Consider the following 24092-nt stretch of genomic DNA (forward strand, 5'->3'; position numbering starts at 1 on the left):
GTGCAGTCGAGCACTAGACAGAACGCCCCCCGCCCCGATCATTCCTGTGAGCGGGGCTTTTACGTATCAAGGCATAATGCACGCCGCGCGGTCTGTGGCAGCAACACAAGGTGATCGATGTGCTGAAGAAGTCGCTGTTCCAATTGCACTGGTTCTTTGGCATCACCGCCGGCCTGGTGCTGGCGCTGATGGGCATCACCGGTGCGATCTGGTCGTTCCAGGAAGAACTGCTGCGCCTGTTCAACGCCGATGTGCTCAAGGTCGAGGTGCGCCAGGAGGGTGTGCTGCCGCTGCCGGAACTGGTGCGCCGCGCGGAACTGGCCCAGGGTGACAAGGTGGCGATGCTCTGGGTCGATACCCACGCCGACACTGCCGCACGCCTCTTCTTCACCCCGCCGCCCGGCGAACGCCGCGGTGAGCTGCGTTATGCCGACCCGTACACTGGCGAGCTCAAGGGTGAAGTGACGGGCCTGGGCTTCTTCAACCTCATGTTGCAGTTGCACCGTTTCCTGGCCATGGGCGATACCGGCCGGCAGATCACCGGTGCCTGCACCCTGATGCTGATCTTCTTCTGCCTCTCCGGCCTGTACCTGCGCTGGCCGCGCCGGGCCCTGAACTGGCGGGTCTGGCTGAGCTTCGACTGGGCCAAGAAAGGCCGCGCCTTCAACTGGGACCTGCACGCGGTTGCCGGGACCTGGTGCCTGCTGTTCTACCTGCTGTTTGCCCTGACTGGCCTGTTCTGGTCCTACGACTGGTACCGCGAGGGCCTGAACAAACTGCTCGCCGACAAACCCGCAGCCGGCGAGCAGCATCAGCGCGGCGCAGGTCGCGGCCGGCCCGGGCCACAAGCAGCGGATGCCAAGGCAGCGCCGCTGGTGGTCGACTACGACGCCATCTGGAGCAATCTGAAGGATGCCGCAGGCCCACGCCTTGCCAGCTACAACCTGCGCCTGCCACCTGGCGGCGGCCAGCCGGCGACGCTGTTCTACCTGCTCGATGACTCGGCCCACGAGCGCGCCTTCAACACCGTGACGCTTGACCCCGCCACCGGCCAGATCAAACGTCACGAGCGCTACACCGACAAGTCGTTCAAAGCCCAACTGCTACAGAGCGTCTACGCCCTGCACGTGGGCAGCTATTTCGGTTTGCCGGGCAGGATCATCCTCACCATCGCCAGCCTGACCATGCCGCTGTTCTTCGTCACCGGCTGGCTGCTGTATCTCGATCGCCGCCGCAAGAAGCGCCAGGTCCGTGCCGCCCGAGGCTCGGTCGACACCGCCAACGCCAGCGGCGACAGCTGGCTGATCGGCTTCGCCAGCCAGAGTGGCCTGGCCGAGCAACTGGCCTGGCAGAGCGCGGGGCAGTTGCAGGCGGCGGGCTTGCCGGTACAGGTGCGCTCGCTCGCCGAGCTGGGCGAGGACGAGCTGCGCCAGGCCCGTCGCGCGCTGTTCGTGGTCAGCACCTTCGGTGACGGCGAGGCGCCTGACAGCGCCCGCGGCTTCGAGCGCAAGGTGCTGGGCCAGCCCTGGGCCCTGCAACACCTGAACTACGCCCTGCTCGCCCTGGGCGATCGACAGTATCCGCATTTCTGCGGTTTCGCCCGGCGTTTGCAGGCCTGGCTGGCCGAGCGTGGCGCGACCACCGCGTTCAGCCCGATCGAAGTCGACAGTGCCGACCAGAACGCCCTGCAACAATGGCAGCAGGCCCTGGGGCAACTGACCGGCGCACGTCCGCTCGCCGCCTGGCAACCGCCCAGCTACGGCAACTGGCGCCTGGTAGGACGGGAGCGCCTCAACCCCGGTAGCCAGGGCGCACCGGTGTACTTGCTGGGCCTGAGTGCCGAACACCCAAGCGTCTGGGACGCTGGCGACCTGGTCGAGGTGCTGCCCCGCCACAGCCAGGCGCGGATCGATGCCTTCCTGCAAGGGTTGGGGCTCGATGCGAATCTGCCGGTGCAACTTGAGGGTCTTGTCGAGCCGCTTGGCCAGGCGCTGGCCAGTCGCCAGTTGCCAACCAGCCGCGAGCATCTGGTCGGCCTGCACGCCCAGGCCCTGGTCGATTCGCTGATTCCACTCGGTGCCCGCGAATACTCCATCGCCTCGATCGCCAGCGACGGCGTGCTGGAACTGATCGTGCGCCAGGAGCGTCATGCCGATGGCAGCCTCGGGCTGGGCTCCGGCTGGCTGACCGAATACCTGCCCATGGACGGCCATGCCAGCCTGCGTCTGCGCCGCAACAGCAGCTTCCACCTGCCGGCCGCCTCGGTACCGATGGTGCTGATCGGCAACGGTACTGGCCTGGCAGGCCTGCGCAGCCTGCTCAAGGCCCGGATCGCGAGTGGTGAGCAGCGCAACTGGCTGCTGTTCGGCGAACGCAACCGCGCCCACGACCTGCTCTGCGGCCGCGAGCTGCAAGGCTGGCTGGACAGCGGCGATCTGGCACGATTGGACCTGGCGTTCTCGCGAGACCAGGCGGAAAAGGTGTATGTGCAGGATGTGCTGTTGCAGCAAGGCGAAGAGCTGCGCCGCTGGATCGACGAGGGTGCCTGTGTGTATGTCTGCGGCAGCCTGCAGGGGATGGCAGGCGGCGTGGATGCAGCGCTGAAGGGGCTTCTGGGTGAAGAGCTCGTCGAGCGGCTGATCGAGGATGGGCGCTATCGGCGGGATGTGTACTGACCAGCGCCTGATGTATCGGTCTTTTCGCGGGCAAGCCCGCTCCCACAGGTAAAGCATTGAGTAACGCTTTACCTGTGGGAGCGGGCTTGCCCGCGAAAAGAGCACTGCAGTTTCAATGCAGCTCGAAGGTGTCGGCATCCAGGTTCGCCGGGAACTTGGCCCGATACGCCGCCAGGTCAGCGGCGCTCAACACCGCGCTGAACACCCCGTCGGCCTCCCCCGCACTCAGCAGGCTCTCGCCCTGGAAGTCCAGCACCTGGCTGTCCCCCGAATAGGCAAAGCCTTTGCCGTCGGTCCCCACCCGATTCACCGCAGCCACGTAGCACAGGTTCTCGATCCCCCGCGCCGGCAGCAGCCGGTTCCAGTGCTGGCGCCGCGCGGCCGGCCAGTTCGCCGTGTACAGCAGCAGGTCGGTGTCCTGGGCGTCGCGGCTCCACACCGGGAAGCGCAGGTCGTAGCAGATCAGCGGGCGAACTCGCCAGCCCTTGAGCTCGAACTGCACCTGGCGCTCGCCAGGCGTGTAGTGCTTGTGTTCACCTGCCATGCGGAACAGGTGGCGCTTGTCGTAATGCAGCACCTCGCCGTCCGGTCGCGCCCACAGCAGGCGATTGCGATGGCTGCCGTCGGCAGCCTGGATGATCACACTGCCGGTGATCACCGCATCGATCTTCTTTGCCTGTGCCTTGAGCCACTTGTAGGTCGGACCCTGCTCGGGCTCGGCAAGGCGTTCGGACTCCATCGAGAAGCCGGTGGTGAACATCTCCGGCAGGATCACCAGGTCAGCGCCACGGGCCTGCTCCAGCAATACCTCGAAATGCGCATGGTTGCCCTCGCGGTCATGCCAGGCCAGGGTGGTCTGCACCAGGGCGAGCTTCAGGTTCGGCAGTTGACTCAGATCGCGCATAGTTTTTCCGCCGCCTGACGCAGCGTCTCCTCACGTTTGGCAAAGCACAGGCGCACCAGGCGTTGCTCGGGGATGGGGCGCTGGTAGAACACCGACACCGGGATGGTCGCCACGCCGTGTTCGCGGGTCAGCCACAGGGCCATCTCCACATCATTGAGGTCGGGACGGATCGCCGAGTAGTCCACCAACTGGAAATAGGTACCCGCGGTGCGGGTGAAGGCAAATCGCGATGTTTGCAGCAGGTCGCAGAACAGGTCGCGCTTGGCCTGGTAGAAGCCTGGCAGTTCGTCGATATGCTCCGGGTGTTCGGCCATGAAGTCGGCCAGCGCCCATTGCAGCGGCGTCACGCCGCAGAAGTTGACGTACTGGTGGACCTTGCGCAGCTCGGCGCTCAGCGCAGGCGGTGCAATCACATAGCCGGTCTTCCAGCCGGTGACGTGGTAGGTCTTGCCGAACGAGCTGACCACGAAGGCCCTCGCATACAGCTGCGGATGAGCCAGCACGCTGGCATGGCGTATGCCATCGTAGACCAGGTGCTCGTAGACCTCGTCGCTCACCAGGTAGATGTCGCGCTCGGCAATCAAGGCGGCAAGCTGGTCGAGGTCTTCACGGGTGATCAGGGCGCCGCTGGGGTTGTGCGGCGAGTTGAGGATGACCATGCGCGTGCGCGGGGTCAGGGCATCGCTGAACTTCTGCCAGTCGATGCGAAAATCGCCATCGCTCAGTTGCACATGCACGCAGCGACCACCGGCCAGCTCTACCGACGGCTCGTAGCTGTCGTACGACGGGTCGAAGACGATCACCTCATCGCCAGCCTGGATCACCGCCTGGATCGCACAGAAGATCGCCTCGGTGGCGCCCGGCGTGATGGTCACTTCCTGATCGGCGTCCACCTGGGCGCCATAAAGCCGGGCGATTTTCGCCGCGACCTGCTGCCGCAACACCGGCAACCCGGTCATCGGCGCGTACTGGTTGTTGCCAGCGGCCACGTGTCGGCCGACCGCATCGAGCAGCGGCTGCGGGCCATTGAAATCGGGGAAACCCTGGGACAGGTTGAGCGCGCCGGTTTGCGCGGCGAGCTGGGACATGGTGGTGAAGATGGTCGTGCCGACGTTCGGCAGTTTGCTGCGGATCATGGAGCCCTCTTTCCTGCGGGGTGGTCCGGCACGGGGTGGAGTCCGAGCATAGCGGATCGGGCAGGCAGGAAAAAGGTTGAAACATTTAAAGGCTCATTCGTGGGCAAGCCCGCTCCACAGGTCGCTCACAGATCTCAATGCCTGTGCGTTACCCAGTGGGAGCGGGCTTGCCCGCGAAGAAGCAGACGCGAGAATCAGCGCTTGTCTTTGCGCTTCTTCTCAGCCTTCTTGTGGTGCGACATCAAGCGACGCTTCTTGTTGACCTGGCGATCGGTGAGGGTGTTCTTGTTGCCCTCGTAGGGGTTTTCGCCGCCCTTGTACTCGATGCGGATCGGCGTACCGACCAGCTTCAGCACACGGCGGTAGGTGTTTTCCAGGTAACGCGAATAGGAACGCGGGATCTTGTCGGTCTGGTTACCGTGAATCACGATCAGCGGCGGGTTGGCGCCACCGAGGTGGGCATAGCGCAGCTTGATCCGACGACCATTGACCAGCGGCGGCTGGTGCTCGCTGATCGCATCTTCGAGGATCTGGGTCAGGCGGCTGGTCGGCCAGCGGGTGACCGCCGACTTGAACGCGGCCTGCACCGACTTGTACAGGTGGCCAACGCCAGTGCCGTGCAGAGCGGAGATGAAGTGGATATCGGCAAAGTCGACGAAGAACAGCCGGCGCTCCAGCTCGGTCTTCACGTAGTCGCGCTCGCCCGGCTCCATGCCGTCCCACTTGTTCAGGGCAATGACGATGGCACGGCCGGCGTCCAGGGCGAAGCCCAGCAGGTTCAGGTCATGGTCGACCACACCCTCGCGCGCGTCCATGACGAAGATCACCACGTTGGCGTCCTTGATCGCCTGCAGCGTCTTGACCACCGAGAACTTCTCGACTTCCTCGTGGATCTTGCCGCGTTTGCGCACCCCGGCAGTGTCGATGAAGGTGTACTTCTCGCCATCACGCTCGAACGGGATGTAGATGCTGTCACGGGTGGTGCCCGGCTGATCGTAGACCACCACGCGCTCTTCACCGAGCATGCGGTTGACCAGCGTGGACTTGCCGACGTTGGGGCGACCAATGATGGCGATCTTGATGCCATCCTTCTCGCTCGGGCCGGGGATACGCACCGCTTCCTCGCCTTCGGCGACCTCGGCATCCAGCGCTTCCTCGACCTGGTCGCGCGGGATGTGGCCAAGCACGGCTTCCATCAGCGCATTGATACCACGGCCTTGCGAGCCAGCGACCGGAATGGCGTTGCCCATACCCAGCGGCGAGAACTCGGCGCGGGCGACATCGGCATCGATGTTGTCGATCTTGTTGGCGACCAGGATCGCCTCTTTGTTCCGCTTGCGCAGGTGCTCGGCGATCATCTGGTCAGCGGCGGTCATGCCGGCGCGGGCATCGACCAGGAACAGCACATAGTCCGCTTCTTCGATGGCCATCAGCGACTGCTCGGCCATCTTCTCGTCCATGCCCACTTCGTCACCGGTGATACCGCCGGTGTCGATGAGGATGAACGAACGACCCTGCCAACTGGCATCGCCGTACTGGCGGTCACGGGTCAGGCCCGACAGGTCGCCGACGATGGCATCGCGGGTCTTGGTCAGGCGGTTGAACATGGTGGATTTGCCGACGTTCGGCCGTCCCACCAGGGCGATTACGGGAACCATGCGGCTCTCCATTCGTGAATTCTTGAAAATGCAAAGGCCGCTGCAAGGCAGCGGCCGGAGTTCGGGCGGCGCTTCCTGCGCCGCAGCCTGAAACCGATGACGGTCTCAAGCATAGCTTCAGCGGATGGTCAGTGCCTCGAGCTTGCCGCTGTTGCCATAGACATAGATGGTGTCGCCGACCACCAGGGGACGGGCGCGCAGGCCATCGCTGTCGATACGCTCACGGCCGACGAAGCGACCATCGACCTGGCTGAGCAGGTGCAGGTAACCCTCGAAGTCACCCACCGCGACATAGCTGGAGAACACTTCCGGTGCCGACAGTTGGCGACGGGCCATGGAATCGTTGGTCCACAGCGCCGAAGACGAACGCTCATCGACGCTCTCGACGGTGCCCGAAGCCTCGCTCACGTAGACGTTGCCAAAGCCCTGGGCGACACCGACGTAGCTGGAGGCATCGCGCTGCCACAGTACACGGCCGCTTTCCAGATCCAGGCCCGCGACGCGACCCTGGTAGCTGGTGACGTACAGGGTACCACCGGACAGCAGCAAGCCACCGTCGATGTCCACCACGCGGTCCAGCTCGGAACGGCCTTGCGGCACGGCCACGCGGGCTTCCCACACCGGCACGCCGTTCTGCGTGTCGACCGCAATCACCTTGCCGGTGGACAGGCCAGCCACCGCCAGGCGGTTGGTGACGATCGGCGCGCCGGTACCACGAAGAGTGAGTACCGCAGGCGAGCTCTCGTAGATCCAGCGGCGATCACCGGTGCTGAAGTCCAGGCCGATCAGACGGTCGTCCTGGGTCTGCACCACAACCACATCACCGTTGGTCGCCGGCGGAGCCAGCACTTCGCTGGTGACGCGCGAGCGCCAGCGCTCTTCACCGGTGCTGGAGTCCAGGGCGATGACTTCACCCTTCAGAGTGCCCATCATCAACAGGCCGTAACCCACGCCGACAGCGCCGGAAACCGGCACCTCCAGGTCCTTCTTCCACACCACGTCACCGTTGCTGCGGTTCAGGGCGAAGACCTTGCCGTTGACGTCGGCAGCGTAGATGCGGTCGTTCTCGATGGCCGGCACCAGGGTGTTGTACTTGTCACCCTGGCCGTCACCGATCGAACGGCTCCACTGTTTCTTGAGCACCACCTCTTCGGTGAACTTGGTCAGTTCGGCCGGGGGCAGTTCCTTCTTGCTGTTGCTGCTGCAACCCGCGGCCAGCACGGCCAGGGCGAGCACTGCTGCTTGTTTCCAACCGGTCACTTCACGCGTCCCCTTTGGCCAGGTCATCCAGCTTCAGTTGCAGGCCACCGATCGCGGCGTCGTCGGACAGCGCGGCCTTGGCTTTTTCATACGCACCGTGGGCATCGTCGGCACGGCCCAACTGGACCAGCAAGTCACCCTTGAGCTCCTCGCGGCTGGCCAGGAACGCCTTGTCGGCGTCACCGTCGAGCAGCTTGAGGGCCTCCTCGGCCTTGTCCTGGGCAGCGAGCACACGGGCCAGACGCTGGCGCGCGATCTCGCCGAGGGTGGCATCGGCCGGTTTGTCCATCACGCTCTTGAGCTCGGCGGCGGCATCGTCCAGCTTGCCGCTGTCGACCGCGACCTTGGCCACGAACAGGCTGCCGTACTGGGCATAGGCCGAACCGCCAAATTCGCTCTTGAGCTTGCCGGACAATTCGGCGACCTTGGTCGCATCCGGCTTGCCGTCAGGCGTCAGGGTAGTTTCCAGCAACGCCTGGTACAGCGCCGAAGCGCCTTGCGACTGGTTGCTCTGGTACTTGTGCCAGGCCTGCCAGCCCATCACCACCGCGGCGGCGAGCAGGGCACCGGTCAGCAGCGGCTTGCCGTTGCGGTTCCACCAGTCCTTGGCTGCGGCCAGGCCATCATCATCGGTACTCGACACCCCAATACTCCTTTTCAGCAATTCGGCTGTTTGACCGCTTCACGCCTGCGCGAGAGCAGCTTGCAGGTGCTCGGCCAGAGCATCCCAGGCAATGTTCTGTTGTTCGCCCTGGCCACGCAGGGGCTTGAAACCTACCACTTGTTGCGCCAGCTCGTCGTCCCCCAGGATCAGGGCGAACAGCGCCCCGCTCTTGTCGGCCTTCTTGAACTGGTTCTTGAAGTTGCCACCACCGGCGTTGACCGCCAGGCGCAGGCCCGGCAAGCGATCGCGCAGTTGCTCGCTGATCTTCAGGCCCGCCAGCTCCGCCTGCTCGCCGAAGGCGCACAGATAGACATCCAGCGTGCGGCTGATCGACTCGGGCACCTTGCCCAGCGTCTCGATCAGCAACAGCAGGCGCTCGATACCCATGGCGAAGCCCACGCCAGCCGTCGGCTTGCCGCCCATCTGCTCGACCAGGCCATCGTAGCGGCCACCAGCGCAGACAGTGCCCTGGGCACCGAGCTTGTCGGTCACCCACTCGAACACGGTCTTGCTGTAGTAGTCCAGGCCACGCACCAGCTTGGTGTTGATCACGAACGGGATTCCGGCAGCGTCCAGGCGGGCCTTCACGCCCTCGAAGTGCACGCGGGACTCTTCGTCCAGGTACTCTTCGAGCTTCGGAGCGCCCACCAGGGCGGCCTGGGTGCCTTCGTTCTTGCTGTCGAGGATGCGCAGCGGGTTGCTCTGCAAACGACGCTTGCTGTCGTCGTCCAGCTGATCGATACGTTCGCTGAGGAACTCGACCAGCGCGTCGCGATAGCGCGCACGGGCTTCGCTGGTGCCCAGGCTGTTGAGCTCGAGCGTGACCGCGTCCTGGATACCCAGGCGCGCCCAGAGGCGCCAGGTGAGCATGATCAGTTCGGCGTCGATGTCCGGACCGGCCAGGTTGAATACCTCGACGCCGATCTGGTGGAACTGGCGATAGCGCCCCAGTTGCGGGCGCTCGTGGCGGAACATCGGGCCGACATACCAGAGTTTCTGGACCTGGCCGTTGCCGATGATGCCGTGCTCGAGCACAGCACGCACACAGGCGGCAGTGCCTTCGGGACGCAAGGTCAGCGAGTCCTTGTTGTCCTGGAAGGTATACATCTCTTTTTCGACGATATCGGTGACTTCACCGATCGAGCGCTTGAACAGCTCGGTGAACTCGACGATCGGCGTGCGGATCTGGCTGTAGCCGTAGCCGTCCAGCAGGCCGGCCACGGTGCCTTCGAAGTAGCGCCACAGGGGCGACTGCTCGGGCAGGATGTCGTTCATGCCACGGATGGCTTGCAGCGATTTGCTCACGAAAAGTCCTTACGAATCTGTCTATCAGCCGCGGGCGATAAGCGCCGCGTCGGCCTCGACCTTCTCGGCCGCTTTCTGGCGGATGAGCTTTTCCAGCTCATCGACCAGGTTGTCATTGGTCAGCTTCTGCGCCGGCTTGCCATCGATGTACACCAGGTTGGGGGTGCCACCGGTCAGGCCGACGTGGGATTCCTTGGCTTCGCCCGGGCCGTTGACCACGCAGCCGATCACCGCGACGTCCAGCGGCACCAGCAGGTCTTCCAGGCGCCCTTCAAGCTCGTTCATGGTCTTGACCACATCGAAATTCTGCCGCGAACAGCTCGGGCAGGCGATGAAGTTGATGCCACGCGAGCGCAGGTGCAGCGACTTGAGGATGTCGTAGCCGACCTTCACTTCCTCGACCGGATCGGCAGCAAGGGAGATGCGAATGGTATCGCCAATGCCTTCGGCGAGCAGCATACCGAGGCCGACGGCGGATTTCACCGTCCCCGAGCGCAGACCACCGGCTTCGGTGATGCCCAGGTGCAGCGGCTGCACGATCTGCCTGGCCAGCAGGCGGTAGGCTTCGACGGCCATGAACACGTCGGAGGCCTTGACGCTGACCTTGAAGTCCTGGAAGTCGAGGCGGTCAAGGTGCTCGACATGGCGCAGCGCCGACTCGACCAGCGCAGCCGGGGTCGGTTCGCCGTACTTCTTCTGCAGGTCTTTTTCCAGCGAGCCGGCATTGACGCCGATGCGAATCGGGATGCCACGGTCGCGAGCGGCATCGACCACCGCGCGTACGCGGTCTTCACGGCCGATGTTGCCCGGGTTGATGCGCAGGCAGTCAACACCAAGCTCGGCGACGCGCAGGGCAATCTTGTAGTCGAAATGGATGTCGGCGACCAATGGCACGCTGACCAGTTGCTTGATCTTGCCGAAGGCTTCGGCCGCGTCCATGTCTGGCACCGAGACGCGGACGATGTCGACACCGGCATCGACCAGGCGCTGGATCTGCCCAACGGTGGCGGCGACATCATTGGTGTCGGTGTTGGTCATGCTCTGTACCGCGATGGGTGCATCACCACCCACCGGCACATTGCCGACCCAGATTTTGCGGGATTCGCGACGTTTGATCGGAGATTCGCCGTGCATGACTTACTGTCCCAACTTCAGGCGAGCGGTCTCGCCACTGGTGAACGGGGCGACATCGACGGCCTGACCGTTGTAGCTGACCTGAGCGCCGCGGGCAAAGCCCAGGCGGACCGCGAACGGCGGCTTGCCGGTCAGTTCCAGGCTGTCACCCTTGCGCTTGATCGCGCTGAACAGCACCTTGCCGTTGCCGTCGGTGACCTGGGTCCAGCAATCGGCGGTGAATTGAATGGCGACCTTGCCATCGCCAGCAGCCACCACGGCAGGCTCGGCAGCAGCGGGAGCGGTCGGTGCGGCGTGGGTGGCAGGCGCGGTCGGTGCGGGCGTGGTGGCCGGCGTGTGGGTCTGGGCAGAAGCCTGGGCAACCGGAGCGGCTGGAGCGGCGGCTGATGCCGAGGTGGCCGGGTCGCTCTGCACAGGCGCCTCGGCGGCGGGTTCGGTCGGAGCCTGCTCAAGCGGCAGTGGCGCGCTTTCAGGCTGCTGGCCAGCAGTCACGGCCTGGTCTTCCGGCTCGTCGAGCGGGTGGATCTGGGTGGTACCGTCGGCGCTTTCGACCTCGACATGCTCCAGGGCGATCTTGGCCAGGTCCTTGCCACGCAGGCTGCTCTGGTCCTGCCACCAGAAGAAGCCGCCACCGACCACAGCCACCAGCAGCAACAGGCTGACGACACGCAGAATGTTGTGCGACAGGCGCACCGGCTCCTCGATACGACCAAGGGCGTGCACTTCGCTGCCCTTGGCGTGAGTCCCGGTGATCTGGTCGAAAGCCTCGACGAGCGGCGCCTGGTCCATGTCCATGAGCTTGGCGTAGGCGCGGATATAGCCGCGCGCGAACGTGTGTCCGGGAAGCTTGTCGAAGGCGCCGGTTTCCAGGTTGTTCAGCGAAGTGACCGTGAGATTCAGCTTACGGGCGACCTCGGCCTGCGACCAGTTCCGGTTCTCGCGGGCCTGGCGCAAGACATCACCGGGATTCTGCTGAATCGCTGCTGCTGCTTCGGGGTGCGCGGCTTTCATCGTTGCTCCGACAGGTATTGCTGATATTCCGGCGTACCGGGATAAAGTCGTTGTAATTTCTTGCCCAGCTCGGCCGCGGTGCCGTGCTCTTCGAAGACTCGGGCGAGGCGGCTGCCCAACAACAGACTGCGGGCTTCATGATCGCCTTGCTGGCTGAAACGTTCGTAGTAGTCCCGGGCCGGCACATAATGCCTGTTTTCGTAGGACAACTCAGCCATTTCCAGCAGCGCTCGTGGTTGCCGTTGATTGAGCCGCAGGGCCTTGTCCAGGTATTCGTGCGCCTGCTCGCGGCGCCCCTGCTTGAGTGCGGTCAGGCCAAGGTTCTCGTACACCCGGGAGCGCTCAGGATACAGGGTATCGGCGGCGGCTTGGCGAAACATCTGCTCTGCCAGGCGAAAATGCCCTTGAGCATATAGGAAACTGCCGTAGTTGTTGCGAATCCGCGTGTCATCCGGGCGTTGCGACAAGGCTTCGCGGAAATGGCCATCGGCCAGATCGGGCTCGCCCTGGGCCTGAAAGACCAGGCCCAGGGCGGCGTGTGCATCGGCATCACGGCTGTTCAACGCAAGCGCCCTTGCCAGCGGGGCCTTGGCTTGTTCAGTCATGCCTTGTTGCAAATACCCCAAGCCCAACTGCACGTAGGCACGCCCTGCCTCCGCCCTGCCCTGTCGGCTGGAAAGCGGATCACCTGCACCGCCGGACACGCAGCCGGCCAGCAGCAAAAGCGACAGGATCGACAGCGCGGCGCGCAGGGTCATCGGCGGAGTCCGTCAGTGGCGCGCAGCGCTGTCTTGCAGCTCGCTGCCATCGGCGTTGATCTGGCGCACGGCGATGTAGCGTTCGCTGCGGCGGGTGCGGTCCATTACCTGCCCCACCAACTGGCCACAGGCCGCGTCGATATCTTCGCCGCGGGTGGTGCGGGTGGTGACGTTGAAGCCGCCGTGGTGCAGCAGATCCTGGAAGCGACGGATCGCATTGTTGCTGGGGCGCTCGTAACCGGAGTGCGGGAACGGGTTGAACGGAATCAGGTTGATCTTGCACGGCACGTCACGCAGCAATTCGATCATCTGCGCGGCATGCTCAGGCTGATCGTTGACGTCCTTGAGCAAGGTGTACTCGATGGTGAGCACCCGCTTGCCACCGAGCGTGGACATGTAGCCCATGCAGGACTCGAGCAGCATCTTGAGCGGGTACTTCTTGTTGATCGGGACCAACTGGTTGCGCAGCGCGTCGTTGGGCGCATGCAGCGACAACGCCAGCGACACGTCGATGTGCTTGGCCAGCTCGTTGATCATCGGCACGACACCCGAGGTGGACAGGGTGACGCGACGCTTGGAAATGCCATAGCCCAGATCGTCCATCATGATCTTCATCGCGGCGATGACATTGTCGAAGTTCAGCAAGGGCTCGCCCATGCCCATCATGACCACGTTGGTGATAGCGCGGTCGATCTTGGCGGGGACGGTCCCGAAAGATTTGTTGGCAAGCCACACCTGGCCAATCACTTCGGCGGCGGTGAGGTTGCTGTTGAAGCCTTGCTTGCCGGTGGAGCAGAAACTGCAGTCCAGGGCACAGCCGGCTTGCGACGAAACGCAGAGGGTACCGCGGTCGTCGGTGGGAATGTAGACGGTCTCGACGCAGCTGCCGGAGGCAACGCGGACTACCCATTTACGGGTACCGTCAGCGGAAATGTCCTCGCTGACCACTTCCGGGGGGCGAATCTCGGCAACGGCCTTGAGCTTTTCGCGCAAGACCTTGCCAACGTTGGTCATGTCCGCAAAGTCGGACACGCCAAAATGGTGAATCCATTTCATCACCTGACCGGCACGGAAGCGCTTCTCCCCGATCGAGTCGAAGAACTGTTCCATTTCCGGCAGGGTCAGCCCCAACAGGTTGATTTTGCCAGTAGATGTCGTCATGGATTCACCCTCACTCGTAAGCTTTCGCTTAGCGAGTGGTTACCTCGGTAGCAGCGAAGAAGTAAGCGATTTCGCGAGCTGCAGCGGCTTCGGAGTCCGAACCGTGAACGGCGTTGGCGTCGATCGACTCGGCGAAGTCGGCACGGATGGTGCCTGGAGCGGCTTCTTTAGGGTTGGTGGCGCCCATCAGCTCACGGTTCAGAGCGATGGCGTTCTCGCCTTCCAGCACCTGGACAACGACCGGGCCGGAAGTCATGAAGGCAACCAGATCACCGAAGAAGCCACGAGCGCTGTGCTCGGCGTAGAAGCCTTCGGCTTCGGCCTTGGACAGTTGCTTGATTTTCGAAGCGACGATTTTCAGGCCAGCTTCTTCGAAGCGAGTGGTGATCTTGCCGATGACGTTCTTGGCAACTGCGTCAGGCTTGATGATGGAGAAAGTACGTTGAACAGCCATGGAAAACTCCAGAATTTGAGTGTTGCGAAAAATTAAACCCGCGAATTATACGCGGGTTCCAGGGGATTGCCTAACCTGCAGAGACGCTCAGTCGGCTTCTTCGATCCAGGCCGCCTGGATGGCCTCGAGCACTTTCTCACCGCCGCGTGACGGATCGTCGCTGAACTCTGGCAAAGCCAGCACCCAACGGTGCAGATCGACGAAATTCACATATTTAGGATCGACGTCCGGCTTGCTTTCCGCAAGCTGGATGGCGATCTCAAGTACATCAATCCATTTCAGGCTCATGCTGAAAACCTCAGTGCGGCGCTTCGGCAGCGTGGTTGAGCGAGTATTTCGGAATCTCGATGGTGATGTCTTCATCACCCACGATCACCTGGCACGCCAGGCGAGACTGCGCTTCCAGGCCCCAGGCCTTGTCCAGCATGTCTTCTTCCAGCTCGTCGGCTTCTTCCAGCGAGTCGAAACCTTCACGCACGATGCAGTGACAGGTGGTGCAGGCACACACGCCACCGCAGGCGCTTTCCATCTCGATATGGTGCTCGTGGGCCAGCTCCAGGATGTTGGTCCCTGGCTCCACTTCGACCACCAGCCCATCCGGGCAGAACTTCTCATGCGGCAGGAAAATCACCTGGGGCATCGGTTACTCCTCGATCTCATTCAGGTTGCGCCCGGCCAGTGCGGCTTTGACCGTCGAATCAAGGCGACGGGCGGCAAAGGCATCGGTCACCTGCGACAGACGCTTGGTCTGTTGCTCGATGGCAGCGCCATCGGTGCCGCTGAGCAAATCACGCAATTCTTGCATCTGGAAGGCGATGGCCTCGCGCTCGTCAGCACTGAGCAGACGCTCGCCATCGGCATCCAGGGCGCCCTGCACCGCTTCGAGCAACCGCTCGGCATCGACCTGGTGCTCGCGCAACTGGCGCGCCTGCTTGTCGGAGCCTGCGTGCTCGAAGGAGTCCTTGAGCATACGAGCGATCTCGCCGTCGGTCAGACCGTACGACGGCTTGACCTGGATGCTCGACTCCACGCCCGAGCCCAGTTCGCGGGCCGCGACGCTGAGCAGGCCGTCGGCATCGACCTGGAAGGTCACGCGGATCTTCGCTGCACCGGCCACCATCGCCGGGATGCCGCGCAGCTCGAAGCGGGCCAGCGAACGACAGTCGCTGATCAGCTCGCGCTCGCCCTGCAGGACGTGAATCATCATGGCCGACTGGCCATCCTTGTAGGTGGTGAACTCCTGGGCGCGAGCCACGGGAATCGTGGTGTTACGCGGAATCACCTTCTCCATCAACCCGCCCATGGTCTCAAGACCCAACGACAGCGGGATGACGTCCAGAAGTAACAATTCGCCACCCTCGCGGCGATTACCGGCCAGGGTGTCGGCCTGGATCGCGGCACCAATAGCGACGACCTGGTCCGGATCGATCGAGGTCAGCGGAGCGCGGCCGAACAGCGTGCCGACGGCTTCACGCACACGCGGCACGCGCGTCGAGCCACCGACCATGACCACCGCACCGACCTCTTCCAGCTCGACACCGCTGTCGCGCACGGCGCGGCGGCAGGCTTTGAGGCTGCGGGCGATCAGGGGTTCGATCATGGCTTCGAAGGCGGCACGGCTGAGCTCGCCCTGCCAGGCGCCATGGGCGACGCTGACGGTATCGGCGTCGGTCAAGGCCTCTTTGGCGGCACAGGCCGTCTGCAGCAGTTGACGCTGGGTCGCCGGGTCGAGATCGGCGGACAGACCGGCCTGCTCGATAATCCAGCCGGCAATGGCGTGGTCGAAGTCATCGCCGCCCAGGGCAGTGTCGCCCCCCGTGGCCAGCACTTCGAAGACGCCCGCGGTCAGGCGCAGGATCGAAATATCGAAAGTGCCGCCCCCCAGGTCGAAGATCGCCACCACGCCTTCGGCGTTCTGGTCCAGGCCATAGGCCACGGCGGCAGCGGTCGGCTCGTTGAGCAGGCGCAGCACGTTCAGGCCAGCCAGACGCGCCGCGTCCTTGGTGGCCTGGCGCTGGGCGTCGTCGAAATAGGCCGGCACGGTGATGACCGCCCCCACCAGTTCGCCACCGAGGGTTTGCTCGGCGCGCAGACGCAGGACCTTGAGAATGTCGGCCGACACCTCTACCGGACTCTTCGGCCCCTGGACGGTGTCGATGAACGGCATGTGCGACTCGCCGCCAACGAAGCGATAGGGCAGTTGCTCGCCCAGCTGCTTGACGTCGGCAAGACCGCGCCCCATCAGGCGCTTGACCGAAAGCACGGTGTTCAGCGGGTCGCTGGCGGCTGCATCACGAGCCGCCTGGCCAACGTCGCTGTGCCCTGGCAAATAGCGCACTGCGGACGGCAGGATGACGTTGCCCTGGGCGTCGGGCAGGGGCTCGCTGCGACCGCTGCGCACCGCAGCGACGAGAGAGTTGGTGGTACCCAGGTCGATACCCACCGCCAGGCGACGCTGGTGCGGCTGGGGGCTCTGACCGGGTTCGGCGATCTGCAGTAGGGCCATGCTTATCTGAATACCTTAGGCGTCATCACGGGCAACGCCGGGGTTAATCGTCGAGGCGCTCTTCGAGTTGGCGCACTTCTTGGGCGAGCTTGTCGAGAAACTGCATGCGGCGCATCAGGCGCTCGGCCCTGTCGCGCTCGGCAGCTTGATCCCAGCAGGCGGCGAAATCCTCGTTGAGCGTGTCCTGGGCGACCTTCAGGCGCTTCTTGAACACGGCAACACCGTCGAGGTCGGCTTCGTCCTGCAGCTCTTCGAGTTCTTCGCGCCACTGCATCTGCTGCAGCAGGAAGTCGGGGTCGTGGACCGTGACTTCCTGGGGCACTTCATGACCGCTGACGGCCAGCAGATAACGCGCGCGACGCGGCGCGCTGCGCAGCGTCTGGTAGGCGTCGTTGAGTGCTGCGGACTTTTCCAGGGCGACACGCTGCTCACGCTCGGAGGCGTCGGCGAAGCGGTCCGGATGGACCTCGCGGGCCAGCTCACGATAACGGGTGGCCAGCTTGTCGAGGTCCAGGCGAAAGCCCGGCTGCAGGTCGAACAGGGCGAAATGGCAAGGAGTACCCACGTCAAGCCTCAGACATTGAAGCTTTCGCCGCAGCCACACTCACCGCGCACGTTGGGGTTGTTGAACTTGAAGCCTTCGTTCAACCCTTCCTTGACGAAATCCAGCTCGGTGCCATCGAGATACACCAGGCTCTTCGGGTCGATGATGACCTTCACGCCATGGTTCTCGAACACCTGGTCCTCGTCGGCCAGCTCGTCGACGAACTCCAGCACGTAGGCCAGGCCCGAGCAGCCGGTGGTGCGCACGCCCAGGCGGATGCCCTCACCCTTGCCGCGCCCGTCGAGGGAGCGGCGAATGTGGTTGGCGGCGGCTTCTGTCATGCTGATAGCCATCGGAACTCCTTACCTCGCGGCGACTTAGATCAAGCCTTTCTTCTGCTTGTAATCGCGAACGGCTGCCTTGATGGCATCTTCGGCGAGTACCGAGCAGTGGATCTTGACCGGCGGCAACGCCAGTTCTTCGGCCAGCTGAGTGTTCTTGATGGTTTCGGCTTCGTCCAGGGTCTTGCCCTTCATCCACTCGGTGGCCAGGGAGCTGGAGGCGATGGCCGAACCGCAGCCGTAGGTCTTGAACTTGGCATCTTCGATGATGCCTTGCTCGTTGACCTTGATCTGCAGACGCATCACGTCACCGCAAGCCGGGGCGCCGACCATGCCGGTACCGACGTCCGGATCTTCGGCGTCCATCTTGCCGACGTTGCGCGGGTTTTCGTAGTGGTCGATGACCTTTTCACTGTATGCCATGGTGCAATTCCTTCCTCATCAGGGAGCCGCTCTTGCTGGCGACTGCTTAGTGGGCGGCCCACTCGATCTTGGAGATGTCGACGCCGTCTTTGTACATGTCCCACAGCGGCGACAGTTCACGCAGTTTGTTCACGGCCTTGCAGACTTCCTGCGCGGCGTAGTCGACTTCTTCTTCAGTGGTGAAGCGACCGAAGGAGAAGCGGATCGAGCTGTGCGCCAGCTCGTCGTTGCGGCCCAGGGCGCGCAGTACATAAGACGGCTCGAGCGACGCGGAGGTGCAGGCCGAACCGGAAGAGACGGCGATGTCCTTGAGCGACATCAGCAGCGACTCGCCTTCGACGTAGTTGAAGCTCAGGTTCAGGTTGTGCGGAACGCGCTGGGTCTGGCTGCCGTTGACGTACAGCTCTTCAAGGTCGGAGACCTGCTTGAAGAAGCGGTCGCTCAACGCCTTGATGCGCACGTTTTCAGCGGCCATTTCCTGCTTGGCGATGGCGAAGGCCTCGCCCATGCCCACGATCTGGTGGGTCGGCAGGGTGCCCGAACGCATGCCGCGCTCATGACCACCGCCGTGAATGATGGCTTCCAGGCGCACACGCGGCTTGCGGCTGACGTACAACGCGCCGATGCCCTTCGGGCCGTAGACCTTGTGCGCCGAGAACGACATCAGGTCGACCTTGGTCTTCTGCACGTCGATTTCGACCTTGCCGGCCGACTGAGCGGCATCGACGTGGAACAGCACGCCGCGCGAGCGGGTCAGTTCACCGATGGCGGCGATATCGTTGATCGAGCCGACTTCGTTGTTCACATGCATCAGCGAGACGAGAATGGTGTCGTCGCGCAGCACTGCCTCGACCATCGCCGGGGTGACGATGCCGTCTTCACCGGGTTCGAGGTAGGTGACTTCGAAACCTTCGCGCTCGAGCTGGCGAGCGGTGTCGAGGACCGCCTTGTGCTCGATCTTGGAGGTGATGATGTGCTTGCCCTTGGTCTGATAGAAGTGCGCGACACCCTTGAGCGCGAGGTTGTCGGACTCGGTGGCACCGCTGGTCCAGACGATTTCGCGCGGGTCGGCATTGATCAGCTCGGCGACCTGGCGGCGGCCATTCTCGACCGCCTCTTCAGCGCGCCAGCCGAACACGTGGGAACGCGAGGCCGGGTTACCGAAGTTTCCGTCGACCAGCAGGCAGTCGGCCATCTTCTGGGCGACGCGGGGATCGACCGGGGTGGTCGCGGAGTAATCGAGGTAGATCGGCAACTTCATTGAGTATCTCCTATCAGGCGTTGGCGTCGCTCGTCGCTGCATCAGTCGACGGCGGACGTCTCAATCTTGTCCAGCTGGGCAACGCGACCGGCGACTCGACGCAGGTCCTGGCGCTGGGCGACTTCCTGCACCTCACGGCGCATGACGAGGTCGGACAGGCTGATGCCGCTGAGGAATTCGTGGATCTGCTGGCTGAGGTCGCACCACAGGTGGTGGGTCAGGCAGGTATCACCGGCGTGGCAATCCCCGAGGCCTTGGCAGCGAGTGGCGTCTACCGACTCGTTGACCGCGTCGATTACCTGCGCCACCTGGATGGTTTCCATGCCCCGCGACAGCTGGTAGCCGCCACCCGGACCGCGCACGCTGGATACCAGGCTGCTGCGGCGCAGCTTGGCGAACAGCTGTTCCAGATAGGAGAGGGAGATGCCCTGGCGCTCGGAAATGTCGGCCAAGGATACCGGCCCATGCTGCGCGTGCAACGCCAGGTCGAGCATGGCGGTGACGGCGTAACGGCCTTTGGTAGTCAATCGCATGGCTATGGGTACCACGGGAGTTACAGGATGTGTGCGAGTATGCGATTCCCGAGCATTTAAGTCAACTATAAGACCTAGTGCTTTAGTCGGGTTTGCATGCGGGAAGCGGGCGCGATGATAGCAGACAAGGGGCGCGAGCACACGCCCCGTGTATCAGCCGGGCGTAATCAATGCGACGGAGTGTCGCTCTGCGCAGCCTGCTTGACCTCGGCGAAGTCTTCTTCCGGCAGCGCCGGCAGGGCCTTGGCACAGTAGTCACTGCCCAGGTTGGTCAGCGCCCCGCACATGCCCTCCAGGCGCTCGTCGACCGCCTGCAGGTGGTCGAGCATCTGGCCGATGGCGCGCGCCACCGGGTCGGGCATGTCGCCACTGACGCCGTAGGCATCGAAGCCGATCTTCTCGGCCATGGCCTTGCGCTTGGCCTCGACCTCGCTGTCTTCGGTCTTGACGATGATCCGCCCCGGGATCCCGACTGCCGTGGCGCCGGCCGGCACGGCCTTGGTCACCACCGCATTGGAGCCGATCTTGGCCCCGGCGCCAACCGTGAACGGGCCGAGCACCTTGGCGCCCGCCCCCACCACTACGCCGTTTTCCAGGGTCGGGTGTCGCTTGCCCTTGTTCCAGCTGGTGCCGCCGAGGGTAACGCCCTGGTAGAGCGTCACGTCATCGCCGATCTCGGCGGTCTCGCCGATGACGATGCCCATGCCATGATCGATGAAGAAGCGCCGGCCAATGGTGGCGCCCGGGTGGATCTCGATGCCGGTCATCCAGCGCCCGAAGTTCGACACCAGGCGCGCCAGCCACTTGAAGTCGCGCTTCCACAGGGCATTGCCCAGGCGATGCAGCCAGATGGCATGCATCCCCGGGTAGCAGGTCAGTACCTCGAAGGCATTGCGCGCCGCCGGGTCACGATGAAACACACTCTGGATATCTTCACGCAGACGCTCGAACATTGTTTCTAGTCCTTCCGCTTGTGCGCATCACCCCGTGCGACCTTCTGGGTCTCGGTGAGGATGCCGCGCAAAATGCTCATTTCCGAACGGTTGACCGAGCTGCGCCCATACAACCGGCGCAGGCGCGCCATCAGGTGCTTGGGCTTCTCAGGGTCAAGGAAGCTGATGTCCACCAGGGTCTTTTCCAGGTGTTCGTAGAACAGCTCCATTTCGTCCAGGGTGGCCAGCTCATCGCTGGCATCGACCTTCTCGACCTTCGCCGGCGTACCTTGCGCCGCCAGCCATGCTGTGCGCACCTCGTAGGCGAGCACCTGGACCGCGGCGGCAAGATTCAGCGAGCTGAAATCGGGGTTCGATGGAATGTGCACGTGGAAGTGACATCGCTGCAGTTCGTCATTGGTCAGGCCTGCGTGTTCACGACCAAACACCAGGGCGATCTCCTCGCCAGCGGCCGCACGCGCGACGCTCTGCACCCCGCATTCGCGCGGGTCGAGCATCGGCCACGGCATGCTGCGGTCACGGGCGCTGGTACCAATCGCCAGGCTGCAACCGGCCAGCGCCTGCTCGAGCGTATCGACCACGATGGCGCCGTCCAGCACATCGTCGGCACCAGAGGCGCGGGCACTGGCGTCGGCCGCGGGGAAATCCAGTGGCTGAACCAGCACCAGGCGCGACAAGCCCATGTTTTTCATGGCACGAGCAGCGCCGCCGATGTTGCCGGGGTGGCTGGTATTGACCAGAACAACACGAATATTCTGCAGCAAGGTGTCGAGCTCACGGATGCCTATAAAGGGGGGAACGATCTTACCTAAGCGACGGGCGTAACGCCACGAATGCGAATGTCACCCTTCTGCCGGAACAGTTTTCTGATAGACTAGGCTGCTTTCTTCTTTAACATCTCCAGGTGAAACGCCCATGCAGCCTATGCTGAATATCGCCCTGCGCGCCGCTCGCAGCGCCAGTGAACTGATTTTCCGCTCCATCGAACGCCTGGACAGCATCAAGGTCGACGAGAAAGAGGCCAAGGATTACGTCTCCGAGGTCGATCGCGCCGCCGAGCAGACCATCGTCAACGCCCTGCGCAAGGCTTACCCGAACCACTCGATCCAGGGTGAAGAGACTGGCCTGCACGCCGGCTCCGGTGAGGAAGGCAAGGACTACCTGTGGATCATCGATCCACTGGATGGCACCACCAACTTCCTGCGTGGCGTTCCGCACTTCGCGGTCAGCATCGCCTGCAAATACCGCGGCCGTCTCGAGCACGCGGTCATCGTCGACCCGGTCCGCCAGGAAGAATTCACCGCCAGCCGCGGTCGTGGCGCCCAGCTCAACGGTCGTCGCCTGCGTGTCAGCTCGCGCACCAGCCTGGAAGGCGCCCTGCTGGGTACCGGCTTCCCGTTCCGCGACAGCCAGATGGCTGACCTGGACAACTACCTCGGCATGTTCCGCGCCCTCACCGGCCAGACCGCCGGCATCCGCCGCGCAGGTTCCGCCGCCCTGGACCTGGCCTACGTTGCCGCTGGTCGTTTCGACGCCTTCTGGGAGTCGGGCCTGTCCGAGTGGGACATGGCGGCAGGCGTACTGCTGATCCAGGAAGCGGGCGGCCTGGTGAGCGACTTCAACGGTGGCCACGACTTCCTCGACAAAGGCCACATCGTTGCCGGCAACATCAAGTGCTTCAAAGCGGTACTGACCGCCATCCAGCCGCACCTGCCGGAAAACCTGAAGCGCTGAGCCAGGGCTTCGGATGCAAAAAAAGCACCCCTCGGGGTGCTTTTTTTGTGCCTGCTTTCCGTGGTTCTGCTGGCCCGCGATGAGGCCAGCATCCTGATCACTGCCCGGGCTGCGCCTGGCTCAGGACCAGCTTGCCGTTCTTGTCCAGCGGAATGGTCGAACCTGGCTCGTGGTCCATCTTCACCACACCAGCCTGGTCACCGATGGTGTACTTCACGGTGTAGCCCACCACCTTGTCGCTGATGTCGTTGACCGTGTTGCAGCGCGTTTGCGTGGTGGTGTAGGTGTCACGCTCCTGCATGCCTTCCTGCACCTTGTTACCGGCATAACCACCACCCACCGCACCTGCGACCGTGGCGATCTTCTTGCCGGTGCCGCCACCGATCTGGTTACCCAGCAGGCCACCGGCCAGGGCGCCCACCACGGTACCGGCGATCTGGTGCTGGTCCTGCACCGGACGCTGGCGCGTCACGGTCACGTCCTTGCACACTTCGCGCGGTGTCTTCACCTGCTGCTTGATCGGTTGTACGTCAGTGACCTGGGCGTATTCCGGCCCTTTGTTCACCAAGCTGTAGGTCGCCACAGCACCTCCGGCTGTAACACCGACAGCACCCAGAACCGCACCCACCAGCATTGATTTGTTCACGTGGAATCTCCTGATCATACCCGCGGGACATTGCCCGCCTTCTCCCTGCCTTGGAGCAAAAAAAAAGGCGCGAGTTCAACACTCGCGCCTCTCTTTACGCCAAACGGCGTAGGACAAGCCCTTACGGCCGGTCGTCCACACCCTCGGCCTTGACCGGCGGGATCAGGTCTTCACTGTTCAGGTTCAGCCAGATCAGCACCACGTTGGCGATGTAGATCGACGAGTAGGTACCCGCCATGACGCCCAGGAACAGCGCCAGCGAGAAGCCGAACAGGTTGTCGCCACCGAAGAACAGCAGCGCAGCAATCGCCAGCAAGGTCGACACCGAGGTGGCGATGGTGCGCAGCAGGGTCTGGGTGGTCGAGACGTTGATGTTCTCGATCAGCGACGCCTTGCGCATGACGCGGAAGTTCTCACGCACGCGGTCGAACACGACGATGGTGTCGTTGAGCGAGTAGCCGATGATCGCCAGCACTGCCGCCAGCACCGTCAGGTCGAAGGTGATCTGGAAGAACGAGAGGATGCCCACGGTCACGATCACGTCGTGCACCAGCGAGACGATCGCCCCCACCGCGAACTTCCACTGGAAGCGGAACGCCAGGTAGATCAGTACCCCGCCCAGCGCCAGCAGCATGCCCAGGCCGCCCTGGTCACGCAGTTCTTCACCGACCTGCGGGCCGACGAACTCGACACGCTTGACGGTGGCCGGGTTGTCCCCGCCCACTTTCTGCAGCGCCTGGGCAACCTGATTGCCCAGTTGCGGGTCATCGCCAGGCATGCGCACCAGCAGGTCGGTGGTGGCACCGAAGCTCTGCACGATGGCCTCGTGGAAGCCGGACTCGACCAGCTCGGCACGCACCGCCTTGAGGTCGGCCGGACGCTCGTAGGTCAGCTCGATGAGCGTACCGCCGGTGAAGTCCAGGCCGAAGTTCAAGCCCTTGTGCCACCAGCTGAACAGCGCCAGTACGGTCAGCAGGACAGTGACGGCGAACGCAACGTTGCGCACGCCCATGAAGTTGATGGTTTTCATC

General features: G+C 63.6%; 25 protein-coding genes. 2 read left to right on the top strand and 23 right to left on the bottom strand.

Features of this window, described 5'->3' with window-relative positions; all coding sequences use genetic code 11:
- Positions 1 to 119 precede the first annotated feature (119 nt).
- On the top strand, positions 120 to 2675 hold the full coding sequence (locus AB688_RS23460; protein ID WP_063546872.1) for a PepSY domain-containing protein: 2556 nt from the start codon (positions 120 to 122) through the stop codon (positions 2673 to 2675).
- Between the two features lie 112 nt (positions 2676 to 2787).
- Here AB688_RS23460 and AB688_RS23465 read toward each other — a convergent pair whose 3' ends face one another.
- The 21 genes from AB688_RS23465 to trmJ all read right to left on the bottom strand — a co-directional run bounded on the left by AB688_RS23465 (position 2788) and on the right by trmJ (position 21445).
- The gene (locus tag AB688_RS23465) at positions 2788 to 3579 is read right to left on the bottom strand and encodes an amidohydrolase (RefSeq protein WP_063546062.1); all 792 of its coding nucleotides are present in this window, start codon (positions 3577 to 3579) and stop codon (positions 2788 to 2790) included.
- Positions 3567 to 4715, bottom strand: coding sequence for a pyridoxal phosphate-dependent aminotransferase (locus AB688_RS23470; protein WP_063546063.1), 1149 nt, complete (start codon positions 4713 to 4715; stop codon positions 3567 to 3569). Before AB688_RS23470 ends, AB688_RS23465 begins: the two co-directional genes overlap by 13 nt.
- Positions 4716 to 4909: 194 nt before the next feature.
- Positions 4910 to 6373, bottom strand: coding sequence for a ribosome biogenesis GTPase Der (der, locus tag AB688_RS23475; protein WP_054892576.1), 1464 nt, complete (start codon positions 6371 to 6373; stop codon positions 4910 to 4912).
- Between the two features lie 117 nt (positions 6374 to 6490).
- On the bottom strand, positions 6491 to 7633 hold the full coding sequence (gene bamB, locus AB688_RS23480) for an outer membrane protein assembly factor BamB (RefSeq protein ID WP_054892575.1): 1143 nt from the start codon (positions 7631 to 7633) through the stop codon (positions 6491 to 6493).
- A 1-nt stretch (position 7634) separates the two neighbouring features.
- Positions 7635 to 8276 (bottom strand): tetratricopeptide repeat protein, encoded by a 642-nt coding sequence (locus tag AB688_RS23485; protein WP_054892558.1) that lies wholly within the window; start codon positions 8274 to 8276, stop codon positions 7635 to 7637.
- A gap of 39 nt (positions 8277 to 8315) precedes the next feature.
- On the bottom strand, positions 8316 to 9602 hold the full coding sequence (gene hisS, locus AB688_RS23490; protein WP_054892557.1) for a histidine--tRNA ligase: 1287 nt from the start codon (positions 9600 to 9602) through the stop codon (positions 8316 to 8318).
- A 24-nt stretch (positions 9603 to 9626) separates the two neighbouring features.
- A complete protein-coding gene (ispG, locus tag AB688_RS23495; protein ID WP_054892556.1) occupies positions 9627 to 10736 on the bottom strand; it encodes a flavodoxin-dependent (E)-4-hydroxy-3-methylbut-2-enyl-diphosphate synthase in 1110 nt (369 codons plus the stop codon).
- A 3-nt stretch (positions 10737 to 10739) separates the two neighbouring features.
- Entirely contained in the window at positions 10740 to 11747 is a 1008-nt protein-coding gene (locus tag AB688_RS23500; protein WP_063546064.1) for a RodZ domain-containing protein, read from the bottom strand.
- A complete protein-coding gene (pilW, locus tag AB688_RS23505; protein ID WP_063546065.1) occupies positions 11744 to 12505 on the bottom strand; it encodes a type IV pilus biogenesis/stability protein PilW in 762 nt (253 codons plus the stop codon). Before pilW ends, AB688_RS23500 begins: the two co-directional genes overlap by 4 nt.
- A 12-nt stretch (positions 12506 to 12517) precedes the next feature.
- On the bottom strand, positions 12518 to 13666 hold the full coding sequence (rlmN, locus tag AB688_RS23510; protein ID WP_063546066.1) for a 23S rRNA (adenine(2503)-C(2))-methyltransferase RlmN: 1149 nt from the start codon (positions 13664 to 13666) through the stop codon (positions 12518 to 12520).
- Between the two features lie 28 nt (positions 13667 to 13694).
- Positions 13695 to 14120 carry a nucleoside-diphosphate kinase gene (ndk, locus tag AB688_RS23515; protein WP_011532343.1) on the bottom strand — a complete coding sequence of 142 codons (426 nt, stop codon included), beginning with the start codon at positions 14118 to 14120 and terminating at the stop codon, positions 13695 to 13697.
- Positions 14121 to 14207: 87 nt separating this feature from the next.
- Entirely contained in the window at positions 14208 to 14408 is a 201-nt protein-coding gene (gene iscX, locus AB688_RS23520; RefSeq protein WP_027920277.1) for a Fe-S cluster assembly protein IscX, read from the bottom strand.
- Between the two features lie 10 nt (positions 14409 to 14418).
- Entirely contained in the window at positions 14419 to 14760 is a 342-nt protein-coding gene (gene fdx, locus AB688_RS23525) for an ISC system 2Fe-2S type ferredoxin (RefSeq protein ID WP_063546067.1), read from the bottom strand.
- A gap of 3 nt (positions 14761 to 14763) precedes the next feature.
- Complete coding sequence (gene hscA / locus AB688_RS23530) at positions 14764 to 16626, bottom strand: Fe-S protein assembly chaperone HscA (RefSeq protein ID WP_054892552.1); 1863 nt, start codon at positions 16624 to 16626, stop codon at positions 14764 to 14766.
- A gap of 43 nt (positions 16627 to 16669) precedes the next feature.
- Positions 16670 to 17191: a co-chaperone HscB gene (hscB, locus tag AB688_RS23535; RefSeq protein WP_054892551.1), complete on the bottom strand. Its 522-nt coding sequence runs from the start codon at positions 17189 to 17191 to the stop codon at positions 16670 to 16672.
- A gap of 8 nt (positions 17192 to 17199) precedes the next feature.
- Positions 17200 to 17523, bottom strand: a complete 324-nt coding sequence (gene iscA, locus AB688_RS23540; protein WP_003248536.1) for an iron-sulfur cluster assembly protein IscA — start codon at positions 17521 to 17523, stop codon at positions 17200 to 17202.
- 24 nt (positions 17524 to 17547) lie between these two features.
- Positions 17548 to 17934 (bottom strand): Fe-S cluster assembly scaffold IscU, encoded by a 387-nt coding sequence (gene iscU, locus AB688_RS23545; protein ID WP_003443374.1) that lies wholly within the window; start codon positions 17932 to 17934, stop codon positions 17548 to 17550.
- Positions 17935 to 17980: 46 nt separating this feature from the next.
- Positions 17981 to 19195, bottom strand: coding sequence for an IscS subfamily cysteine desulfurase (locus AB688_RS23550; RefSeq protein ID WP_054925565.1), 1215 nt, complete (start codon positions 19193 to 19195; stop codon positions 17981 to 17983).
- Positions 19196 to 19236: 41 nt separating this feature from the next.
- Positions 19237 to 19728: a Fe-S cluster assembly transcriptional regulator IscR gene (iscR, locus tag AB688_RS23555; RefSeq protein WP_054892549.1), complete on the bottom strand. Its 492-nt coding sequence runs from the start codon at positions 19726 to 19728 to the stop codon at positions 19237 to 19239.
- 167 nt (positions 19729 to 19895) lie between these two features.
- A complete protein-coding gene (gene cysE / locus AB688_RS23560) occupies positions 19896 to 20681 on the bottom strand; it encodes a serine O-acetyltransferase (protein ID WP_054892548.1) in 786 nt (261 codons plus the stop codon).
- A 5-nt stretch (positions 20682 to 20686) separates the two neighbouring features.
- Entirely contained in the window at positions 20687 to 21445 is a 759-nt protein-coding gene (gene trmJ, locus AB688_RS23565) for a tRNA (cytosine(32)/uridine(32)-2'-O)-methyltransferase TrmJ (protein WP_063546068.1), read from the bottom strand.
- Positions 21446 to 21596: 151 nt separating this feature from the next.
- Between trmJ and suhB the strand changes: the two genes are divergently transcribed.
- Positions 21597 to 22415, top strand: coding sequence for an inositol-phosphate phosphatase (gene suhB / locus AB688_RS23570; RefSeq protein WP_054892546.1), 819 nt, complete (start codon positions 21597 to 21599; stop codon positions 22413 to 22415).
- A gap of 97 nt (positions 22416 to 22512) precedes the next feature.
- On the opposite strand, the gene AB688_RS23575 is transcribed toward suhB, so the two are convergent.
- A complete protein-coding gene (locus tag AB688_RS23575) occupies positions 22513 to 23061 on the bottom strand; it encodes a glycine zipper 2TM domain-containing protein (RefSeq protein ID WP_054892545.1) in 549 nt (182 codons plus the stop codon).
- A 121-nt stretch (positions 23062 to 23182) separates the two neighbouring features.
- On the bottom strand, positions 23183 to 24091 hold the full coding sequence (gene secF / locus AB688_RS23580) for a protein translocase subunit SecF (protein ID WP_063546069.1): 909 nt from the start codon (positions 24089 to 24091) through the stop codon (positions 23183 to 23185).
- Between the last annotated feature and the right edge of the window lies 1 nt (position 24092).

The organism is Pseudomonas putida, assembly GCF_001636055.1.
Taxonomy (GTDB): Bacteria; Pseudomonadota; Gammaproteobacteria; order Pseudomonadales; family Pseudomonadaceae; genus Aquipseudomonas; species Aquipseudomonas machongensis.

Bases quoted from the DNA above. Each gene is read 5' to 3' on its own strand.
- AB688_RS23465 (WP_063546062.1), bottom strand. From the start codon at position 3,579: ATGCGCGATCTGAGTCAACTGCCGAACCTGAAGCTCGCCCTGGTGCAG.
- AB688_RS23470 (WP_063546063.1), bottom strand. From the start codon at position 4,715: ATGATCCGCAGCAAACTGCCGAACGTCGGCACGACCATCTTCACCACC.
- der (WP_054892576.1), bottom strand. From the start codon at position 6,373: ATGGTTCCCGTAATCGCCCTGGTGGGACGGCCGAACGTCGGCAAATCC.
- ispG (WP_054892556.1), bottom strand. From the start codon at position 10,736: ATGCACGGCGAATCTCCGATCAAACGTCGCGAATCCCGCAAAATCTGG.
- AB688_RS23500 (WP_063546064.1), bottom strand. From the start codon at position 11,747: ATGAAAGCCGCGCACCCCGAAGCAGCAGCAGCGATTCAGCAGAATCCC.
- pilW (WP_063546065.1), bottom strand. From the start codon at position 12,505: ATGACCCTGCGCGCCGCGCTGTCGATCCTGTCGCTTTTGCTGCTGGCC.
- rlmN (WP_063546066.1), bottom strand. From the start codon at position 13,666: ATGACGACATCTACTGGCAAAATCAACCTGTTGGGGCTGACCCTGCCG.
- ndk (WP_011532343.1), bottom strand. From the start codon at position 14,120: ATGGCTGTTCAACGTACTTTCTCCATCATCAAGCCTGACGCAGTTGCC.
- iscX (WP_027920277.1), bottom strand. From the start codon at position 14,408: ATGAGCCTGAAATGGATTGATGTACTTGAGATCGCCATCCAGCTTGCG.
- fdx (WP_063546067.1), bottom strand. From the start codon at position 14,760: ATGCCCCAGGTGATTTTCCTGCCGCATGAGAAGTTCTGCCCGGATGGG.
- hscA (WP_054892552.1), bottom strand. From the start codon at position 16,626: ATGGCCCTACTGCAGATCGCCGAACCCGGTCAGAGCCCCCAGCCGCAC.
- iscA (WP_003248536.1), bottom strand. From the start codon at position 17,523: ATGGCTATCAGCATGACAGAAGCCGCCGCCAACCACATTCGCCGCTCC.
- iscU (WP_003443374.1), bottom strand. From the start codon at position 17,934: ATGGCATACAGTGAAAAGGTCATCGACCACTACGAAAACCCGCGCAAC.
- AB688_RS23550 (WP_054925565.1), bottom strand. From the start codon at position 19,195: ATGAAGTTGCCGATCTACCTCGATTACTCCGCGACCACCCCGGTCGAT.
- iscR (WP_054892549.1), bottom strand. From the start codon at position 19,728: ATGCGATTGACTACCAAAGGCCGTTACGCCGTCACCGCCATGCTCGAC.
- cysE (WP_054892548.1), bottom strand. From the start codon at position 20,681: ATGTTCGAGCGTCTGCGTGAAGATATCCAGAGTGTGTTTCATCGTGAC.
- suhB (WP_054892546.1), top strand. From the start codon at position 21,597: ATGCAGCCTATGCTGAATATCGCCCTGCGCGCCGCTCGCAGCGCCAGT.
- secF (WP_063546069.1), bottom strand. From the start codon at position 24,091: ATGAAAACCATCAACTTCATGGGCGTGCGCAACGTTGCGTTCGCCGTC.